Annotated in this window: 8 protein-coding genes; 2 read left to right on the top strand and 6 right to left on the bottom strand. The window is 66.2% G+C overall.

Annotated elements, in window-relative coordinates:
- Positions 1-314 precede the first annotated feature (314 nt).
- Entirely contained in the window at positions 315-1985 is a 1671-nt protein-coding gene (locus D2N39_RS08450; protein ID WP_119134319.1) for an amidohydrolase, read from the bottom strand.
- Positions 1986-2054: 69 nt separating this feature from the next.
- Complete coding sequence (locus tag D2N39_RS08445; protein ID WP_119134318.1) at positions 2055-3020, bottom strand: agmatinase; 966 nt, start codon at positions 3018-3020, stop codon at positions 2055-2057.
- Between the two features lie 188 nt (positions 3021-3208).
- Here D2N39_RS08445 and D2N39_RS08440 point away from each other — a divergent pair, with 188 nt between their 5' ends.
- Entirely contained in the window at positions 3209-3559 is a 351-nt protein-coding gene (locus D2N39_RS08440) for a bactofilin family protein (protein ID WP_119134317.1), read from the top strand.
- Between the two features lie 5 nt (positions 3560-3564).
- On the opposite strand, the gene D2N39_RS08435 is transcribed toward D2N39_RS08440, so the two are convergent.
- Positions 3565-3984 carry a PaaI family thioesterase gene (locus D2N39_RS08435; protein ID WP_233557088.1) on the bottom strand — a complete coding sequence of 140 codons (420 nt, stop codon included), beginning with the start codon at positions 3982-3984 and terminating at the stop codon, positions 3565-3567.
- Between the two features lie 58 nt (positions 3985-4042).
- On the opposite strand from D2N39_RS08435, the gene D2N39_RS08430 reads away from it, so the two are divergent.
- The gene (locus tag D2N39_RS08430) at positions 4043-4834 is read left to right on the top strand and encodes an enoyl-CoA hydratase (RefSeq protein WP_119134316.1); all 792 of its coding nucleotides are present in this window, start codon (positions 4043-4045) and stop codon (positions 4832-4834) included.
- 65 nt (positions 4835-4899) lie between these two features.
- Here D2N39_RS08430 and D2N39_RS08425 read toward each other — a convergent pair whose 3' ends face one another.
- Genes D2N39_RS08425 through D2N39_RS08415 form a run of 3 tightly spaced genes read right to left on the bottom strand, consistent with a single transcriptional unit; the run spans position 4900 to position 8320 of the window.
- Entirely contained in the window at positions 4900-6261 is a 1362-nt protein-coding gene (locus D2N39_RS08425) for an FAD-binding oxidoreductase (RefSeq protein ID WP_199725222.1), read from the bottom strand.
- Positions 6249-7400: an alpha-hydroxy acid oxidase gene (locus tag D2N39_RS08420; protein ID WP_119134315.1), complete on the bottom strand. Its 1152-nt coding sequence runs from the start codon at positions 7398-7400 to the stop codon at positions 6249-6251. The genes D2N39_RS08425 and D2N39_RS08420 overlap by 13 nt, the downstream gene beginning before the upstream one ends.
- The gene (locus tag D2N39_RS08415; protein WP_119134314.1) at positions 7397-8320 is read right to left on the bottom strand and encodes a dimethylarginine dimethylaminohydrolase family protein; all 924 of its coding nucleotides are present in this window, start codon (positions 8318-8320) and stop codon (positions 7397-7399) included. Before D2N39_RS08415 ends, D2N39_RS08420 begins: the two co-directional genes overlap by 4 nt.
- Positions 8321-8334 lie beyond the last annotated feature (14 nt).

Raw genomic sequence — 8334 nt, 5'->3', positions numbered from 1 at the left:
GCAGCCTCCGCTCCCTTCCCGAACCCGCCTCAACCTCGCCGCGCCTCAGCGCCGCTCCGTCTCCGTCACCGTCCGTTTCGGTGAGGCGGTATCTAGGCCCACCGCAAAAAACCCGCAAGAGGAAAAAACACCTTTCGTCGAAGTATTTTCATCTGCCCGTCACAGAACCCTTATTTTCCTGAGAAAAGCTGAAAGGACGTGCGACCCGAAAATCAGGCGCGACCGAGTTATCCACAGCCGCACCCCCCAAGAGACTGACGAAACACGGGAATCACCCCAGAAAAGCCAGACGATTCCCTATGAATCGCTATCCGTCAGGCAAAACCCGACCCCTCATAGGTGATCCGGCCACCGCAAATCGTCAGCGCAATCCCAACCGAACCAAGTTCCTCCAGACCAACCCCCTCAACGTCGCCCCCCATCACCACAACATCAGCGGCGAGCCCCGGAGCCAGTTTCCCGGTCAGCCCCTCCCAGTGCGCGGCCCAGGCCCCGCCTGCCGTATAGGCATGCAGGCTTTCCATGAGGCCGATCCGTTCATCCGCGCAGCGCCCGTCATAGGGCTGTCGTGTCATCGCGGCCTGAAGCCCCCGCATCACACTCACATCGGTCACCGGCCAGTCGCTTGCAAAGGCGACCGGCGCCCCGTGATCCTTCAGCGTCTTCCAAAGATAGGCGTCGCGGCGGCGCTCCTGGGCAAAGCCCACGCTCATCGTCGGCTCCATCGGGAAATCCATCACCCCCGGCGGATGCGGCGGCTGCACACTGGCCGTGATACCCAAAGCGCCAAGGCGCGGCACGTCGGCCCGGTCGATCAATTCGATATGTTCGATCCGGTGCCGGGCGTCGCGCATCCCGTTGGCCTGCGCCGCGGCCTCATACCCGTCGATCGTCACCCGCACCGCCCCGTCGCCGATGGCATGCACGGCAATCTGAAGACCACGGCGGTCGATTTCCGTGCAGATGGCACGAAACCGCTCCGGCGTGAACAGCGGCTCGGCCCGATGCCCCGGCCGACCGGGGTAGTCGTGCAGCATATAGGCCGTGCGGCTGTCGATCACGCCATCCATGAACATCTTCACAAAACCCGAACACACCATATCCGTGGCAAAGTCGCGGGTCATCGCCTCGGCGCGGTCCAGTTCTGCCAGATCCATATGCGGCTTGAAGTGGAAGGGCACCTTGACCCGCGCGGTCAACCGTCCTTCGGCCTCCATCTCTGACAGCAGGGTCAGTGTGTAGCGGTTGCCATCCATGTTCACCATCGAGGTGATGCCATGCGCCGCGCAATGCGCAAGCCCCGCTGCGATCTTCTGCTTGTCCGCCTCACGTTGCGCGGCATCTGGCCAGGGGTCTGGCTCGCCGCCGGTGGCGATGCCCAGTTGCAGATGCGCCTCTCCGCCCAGCGCCAGCACCGGCCCGAAGGCCTCGAACTCGCGCAATTCACCAGTCGCAAGACCGTCCTCGCCCATCACCACCTCATGGCCATGCGGCATCTCGGCCCCGTGCAACAGTCCGGCAGCCTCAAGCGCCGCGGTATTGGCCCAGACGGTATGGTGGTCCGGCGACATCATCGCCACCGGGCGGTCGGCAATCACGGCGTCCAGATCCGCACGCGTGACCGGATGGTCAAGCATGCCATACTCGGCCCCCTGCGCCATCAGCAGCGGTGCATCGGGATTGGCCGTCGCATAGTCTGCAAACGCTGCCTTCAGGTTCTCAAACCCATGCAGCCCGCCCAGTTGCAACTGCTTCAGTTCTGCCCCGCCCAGCACCAGATGCAGATGGCTTTCGACGAAGCCCGGCAAAACCGTGCGCCCGCCCGCGTCGATCACCCGCGTCTCCGGCCCTGCCAGCGCGGCGATACCCTCGGCCGTCCCGACAGCCTGCACCCGCCCGCCGCGCAACGCCACTGCCTCGGCACGGGGGCATCCCGCGTCCATGGTCAACACCTTCGCATTGGTCACAATCAGATCGGCCCGCATATCGCCATCCCTCATCTGTTCCTAAATATCCCGGGGGAGTCGCGCGACGCGCGACGGGGGCAGCGCCCCCTACTCCGCCAGCCCCTCGGCGATGGCGCAAAGCATCTCGAACATGATCGAAACACCCAGGAAGGCAGTCCCGCCGGACGGGTCGAAAGGCGGCGAGACCTCCACCAGATCGGCGCCGACGATCTTCACCCCGCGCAGCCCCATCGCAACCTGCAAGGCCTGCCAACTGTTCGGCCCCCCCACTTCGGGCGTGCCGGTGCCGGGGGCGAAGGCCGGGTCCACGAAGTCGATGTCATAGCTGACATAGGTCTCACCCGCGCCCGCGCGGTCGCGGGCCTCGGCCATCACATCCTCGACGCCGCGGACATGGAATTCCTCGATCGGGATGACCCGAATGCCCACTGCGGTGGCAAAGTCGCGGTCCTCGCTGTCATAGGCCGTGCCGCGAATCCCGATCATGGTGACGCGCGCGGGGTCCAGCAGCCCTTCCTCCACCGCGCGGCGGAAGGGGGTGCCATGGGTATACATCGTGCCGCCGAAATAGCTGTGGAACAGGTCGGTATGACTGTCGAAGTGAATCATCCCCAGCGGCCGATCCTTCGCCAGCGCCCGCAGGATCGGGAGCGTGCACAGATGATCCCCCCCGGCGGTCAGCGGCACGATCCCCGCCGCGCGCACCTTTGTATAGAAGCTTTCCATCCGCTTCAGGCTGTCCATCACATCCGCCGGGTTCGGCCCCACATCGCCCAGATCGGCGCAGCGCACCATCTCGAAGGGTCGGATGCCGGTCACCCCGTTCTGTGCCCGGATCATGGTGGAATAGTCGCGCAACTGCCGCGGCCCGTGGCGCGGACCGGGGCGGTTGGTGGTGCCGCCATCCCAGGGCGCACCGATCACGCCCACCTGCACCTCGGCCAGACGCGGGTCGTCAAGCCCGACATGCGGCAGGCGCATGAAGGTCGGCACCCCCGCGAAACGTGGCAGATCGAAGCCCGAGATCGGGCGAAAGAAGCTGTCATCCGTCATGACGGGACTCCCTGTTCAATTTGATCATTTTGTGCATCCAAACACCCGGACGCGCCCTTGTCACGCCCGGAAGCGACGCCGCGAACAACAGAGTGTGCCTTGCGGAAATCCCCGCCAGAGGCGCAGAGGGCCTTGACCCCCGCCCGCCCCTGCGCCTCTATCGGGCAAAAGCTTTTCAGGACCGCGCCATGACACTCCCCGCCGAATCGCCCCGCACCGCCGCCCCTGCCGGCCGCTCCGTCATCTCGCAGGATGTGCGGATCAAGGGCGACATCGGATCGGAAGGCACAGTCGAACTGATGGGCCAGATCGAGGGCAAGATCACCGCGCGGACGCTGGTCATCGGTGCCGACGGTTTCGTGAAAGGCACGGTCATGGCCGAAACGGTCGAGGTGCGCGGCCGGGTCGAAGGCAAGATTTCCTGCGTGAACCTCACGCTGCGGGCCGCCGCACAGATCACCGCCGACAGCAATTACACCACTCTGGCCATCGAAAGCGGCGCCACGGTCGAGGGCCGCTTTACCCGCACGACAAGCTGATCCGTTCAGCCGCGCGGCGGAATCGCATAGGTCAGCGCGGCGCGGGCCACCACACCCTCGGCGCCCTCGCTGCGGATCAGCACATCGCCCACCGCCAGTTGCCGGCCCAGCTTCAACAGCCGCGCCTCGGCCAGCAGATCGCGCCCGGCCTCGGGTTTGCGCATGAAGTCGATGCTGCAATTGGTAGTGACCGCAAGGGCGACCGGCCCGATCCGGCTGAGGATCGCCAGATAGATCGCCACATCCGCCAGCGCGAACATGGTCGGGCCGGACACCGTGCCACCGGGACGCAAATGCCGCTCGGCCGTCAACAGGCGCATGGTCAGCAGGTCGGGCGTCACCGCCGTAATGTCGAAATCTGCTGCCACCTGCGGAAACTCGCGCCCCAGAAACGCCAGTAATTCCGCCCTGTCCATCGCCAGCATCCGCTTTCCTCCCTGCGCATTCGCCGCTAGCCTCCGGTGAAACGGGAGGAATGACAAGATGACCGAACTGATCCAGCGTGAAAGCCTCGGCCCGGTGACGCGGCTGACGCTGAACATGCCACAAAGCCTGAACGCGCTGTCCGATGCGATGCTCGCAGCCCTGTCCGATACCTTCGCCACGCTGGCCGAGGATCGCACCACCCGCGTCGTCATCCTGCGCGGGGCGGGCAAGGCGTTCTGTGCCGGGCATGACCTGAAGGAAATGCAGGCCGCCCGACAGGCGCCCGACAAGGGCGCCGCCTATTTTCTCGACCTTTTCACCCGCTGCGGTGCGGTGATGCAGGCCATCCCCGCCCTGCCCCAGCCCGTCATTGCCGAAGTGCATGGCATCGCCACCGCCGCCGGCTGCCAGCTCGTCGCCTCCTGCGATATGGCGGTGGCGGCGGAAGGCACGCGGTTCGGGGTGAACGGGGTGAACATTGGCCTCTTCTGTTCGACCCCCATGGTCGCGCTCAGCCGCAATGTCCCGGCCAAGGTGGCGTTCGAGATGCTGACAACCGGCGAATTCATCGACGCCGCCCGCGCCCGCGAAGTCGGCCTCGTGAACCGCGTCGTGCCGCATGCCGATCTGTCGGAGGCCACGCTGGCGCTGGCACAGACCGTTGCCGCCAAACTGTCTGCTGCCGTGAAGATCGGCAAACGCGCCTTCTATGATCAGATCGACCTCGGTCTCGCCGAAGCCTATGCCCATACCGCAGCCGTCATGCAGGAAAACATGCTGTGGCGCGACACGGCCGAGGGTATTCAGGCCTTCATCGAAAAGCGCGCGCCGGACTGGGCCGACCATTGAGCACCTCGCGCCAAATTCGTTGCAACGAATTTGCAAATTTCTTGCAAGAAATTTGCGCGCCCCGCTCACTCCGGCAGCACCTTGCCGGGGTTGAGCAGCCCTTTCGGGTCCAGCGCCGCCTTGATCGCCCGCATCGCCGCAAGCTCCTCGGGGCTGCGGCTGTAGCCCAGCCAGTCACGCTTCAGCGTGCCGATCCCGTGTTCCGCTGAAATCGAGCCGCCGAAGTCGCGCACCACGCCGTAAGCAATGGCATCAACCTCATGCACCTCTGCCTCAGACGCGCCCGGCACATGCACGGCGACATGCACATTGCTGTCGGCGACATGGCCGTAGAAGGACACATGCGCGCCGGGGAAACTCGCCTGTAAGGCCGCCCGGCAGGCCTGTGCAAAATCGTCCAGCCGTCCGGTCGTCAGGCTGACATCCAGATTGATCAGCCCCGGCATCGCGGCATCCATCTCCAGCCCCTCGCGCACCGCCCAGAAGCGCCGCGCCTCGGCGAAGGATTGCGCAATCAGCGCATCGGTGATCACGCCCTCCTCAAACGCCGCTTCCAGCAGCGCCTCCAGCGCGGGGCCCTCGTCGGCCTCAAGGATCACCGCAAAGGGCGGCGGGTCGGGAAGGACGGTATGGGGAAGATGGCCTTGGCTACAGGTGAAATAGTCGCGCCACATAGCCTCGAAGGCCGAAAGACCGGGCAGCGCCGACCGCGCCATGGCCAGAAGCCGCAGCACCGCGGCGAAATCCGGCAAAGACGCCAGCACCGTGCCGCGCGGCCCCGGCAAGGGGCGCAGCCGGATCACCGCGCGGGTGATGACGCCCAGCGTGCCCTCGGACCCGGCGAACAGGTGGCGCAGGTCATAGCCGGTGTTGTTCTTCACCACCTTGGTCATCTGGCACAGCACCGTGCCATCGGCCAGCACCGCCTCGATCCCCAGCAGATTGTCGCGGGTCATCCCGTCGCGCAGCACCCGCAGCCCGCCCGCATTGGTGGCGATATTGCCACCGATCTGGCACGAGCCGCGCGCGCCCAGATCGACTGGCAGCAGAAAGCCCGCGGCCTCGGCCGCCTTCTGCGCGACCTCCAGCACCGTGCCCGCGCGCACCACCATCGCCATGGCCTCGCCGTCGATTTCCTCGACCCCTGCCAGACGCGACAGCGACAGCGCAACTTGCCCCGCCTGCGGCTGTGCCCCGCCCGCAAGGCCGGTCATGCCGCCCTGTGGCACCACGGCGACACCATGCCGGTGGCAGATCGCCAGCGCAGCCGAGACCTCCGCAACGCTTGCAGGCCGCAACAACGCCAGCGGCAAGTCGTGGCCGGTGCGACTGGCATCAGACCGCGCGGCCTCGGGCACATCGGCGCCGGTCAGGCAACCTTGCGGACCCAGCGCCGCGCGCAGGTCTTGCAGCATCACAGGCTCCATTCCGCCCCCCTGAGATCATCCAGCCGCGACATGCCCAGTTGCCCCATCGTCGTGCGCAATTCCGCCATCAGCACCGCCGCCAGATGCGCGGGGCCACGCGGCCCTGCCGCCGCAGCAGCATGCAGGAAGGGGCGCCCGATCAGCACTGCATCTGCCCCCCGCGCCAGCATCCGTGCGATATCGAGCCCCGAGCGCACACCGCTATCCGCCAGAACCAACGCGCCCTCGCCCAGACGCTCACGGATCGCAGGCAGCACTTCGACCGAGGCGGGCGCGGCATCCAGCTGCCGCCCGCCGTGGTTCGACACCACAACACCGTCGGCCCCGCAATCCAACGCAGCCGCCGCATCCTCTGGCGACAGCACGCCCTTCATGATCAGCCGCCCCGGCCATGCCGCCCGGATACGCGCCAGCCGGGCCGGGCCGATATGACCCTCAAGCTGCGCGCCGATGAAGGCCGCCTGTTCGGTCACGCTGCCCTTGGGCAGCACCGGCAGGATGTTCTGAAAAGCCGGAATCCCGCGCCCCGCCTGCCCCAGCGCCCAGCGCGGGCAGGCCATGATCTGCATGAGCGTCTGCAAGGTGAAGCGCGGCGGAAAGCTGAGGCCGCTTTGGATGTCGCGCCGCCGCCGGGTGGCGCCGGGAACATCCACCGTCACCATCAGCACCTCGTATCCTGCCGCCCGCGCCCGCGCCATCAGCGCGGCGTCGATTGCCGGATCGGCGAAGGAATAAAGCTGAAAGATCCGCCCGACACCCGCAAGCGGCGCAATATCTTCCATAGCGGTGGTGGCAACGGTGGACAGCACATGCCCCAGTCCCGCCGCCCCCATCGCCCGCGCGATGGCCAGTTCAGCCCCCGGCCAGATCAGCCCGCCCAGCCCCATCGGCGCCACAGCGAAGGGCGCGGCCCAGCGCACCCCCGCCACCGTCACCGACAGATCCGCCGCCGCGCCCTCCACCACATAGCGCGGCATCAGCGCCATGGCATCCAGCGCGCTGCGATTGCGCGCCAGACCGACCTCGGCCCCGATCCCGCCCACCATATAGTCACGCACGAAGCGCGGAATGCGGGGCACTCCTGCGGCTTCCATCGCCGCAGCATCGGGAAAGCGTCGGTCCAGCGCGGGGTCTATCATGGCACCCGTTTCAGCGCCTGCGCCATGCAGTGAATGCCACCGCCGGTCTTGGAGATTTCGGACATATCCACCTCGGCCACCTCAAAGCCCCGCGCCTTCAGTTGCCCGATCAGAACCTGCGAGCTTGAGGGCGCGATCACCCTGTCACCGCCAAGAGACATGAAATTGCACCCAAGCGCCATAGTGTCCTGAAACGGCACGTCGATGATTTCATGCCCCTTGGCCTTCAGCCAGTCCACGATGCCCGGTTCGGTGCAGGCAAGGCAGACGGCGGTCAGTTTCGGCGCGATCGGCACCACCATCAGGTCGATATGCACATAATATTCGTCGATGAAGGCCAGCCGCACTTCCCAGCCCTCGGCCTCGAACCAACCTGCGACCTGCCGCGCGCCCTCCTCCTGCGTGCGGGCGCCGCCGCAGCCGATGAGCACGCAGCCCTCCTCGATCACGTTGAAATCGCCGCCCTCGAAGGTGCCCGCCGTCACCATGTCATAGATCGGGATGCCCAGACTTTCGTAATGCCGGATCGCGGCATAGTTCTCGCCCCGGCGCCACCATTGCGACATGGCGGTGATGAAGGCACCGTAAGGCGTCATCACGCTGGAATCGCGGGTATAGACCTGCATCGCCAGTTCCGGCTCCGGCGGCACCATATGCACTTTCACCCCGAAGTGTTCATAGGCGGCCACCAGCTCTTTGTGCTGGGCCTGTGCGACCTGAATGTTGCAGGGGTTTTCCCGCAGATGCTTGCGCGACAGGCTGGAGGTCGCCATGTGCCGCAGATAGGCGGGGTTGCCCAGAAGCACATCGGTCAGCCGGTCGGTTTCATTGGCAAATCCCCAGCCGGACAGCGGCGCCGTGCCGCCGCCGGGCTTGCGGCGTTGCAGGGTGAAGGGCTCGGGACGGGTCTGCACGTTCATCGCATCTCTCCTGT

The sequence above is a fragment of the Gemmobacter lutimaris genome, assembly GCF_003570715.1.
In the GTDB taxonomy this organism is placed as follows: Bacteria; Pseudomonadota; Alphaproteobacteria; order Rhodobacterales; family Rhodobacteraceae; genus Gemmobacter; species Gemmobacter lutimaris.
Note: the sequence above shows the minus strand (reverse complement) of the source record. Positions and strands in the feature narration are given on the sequence as shown.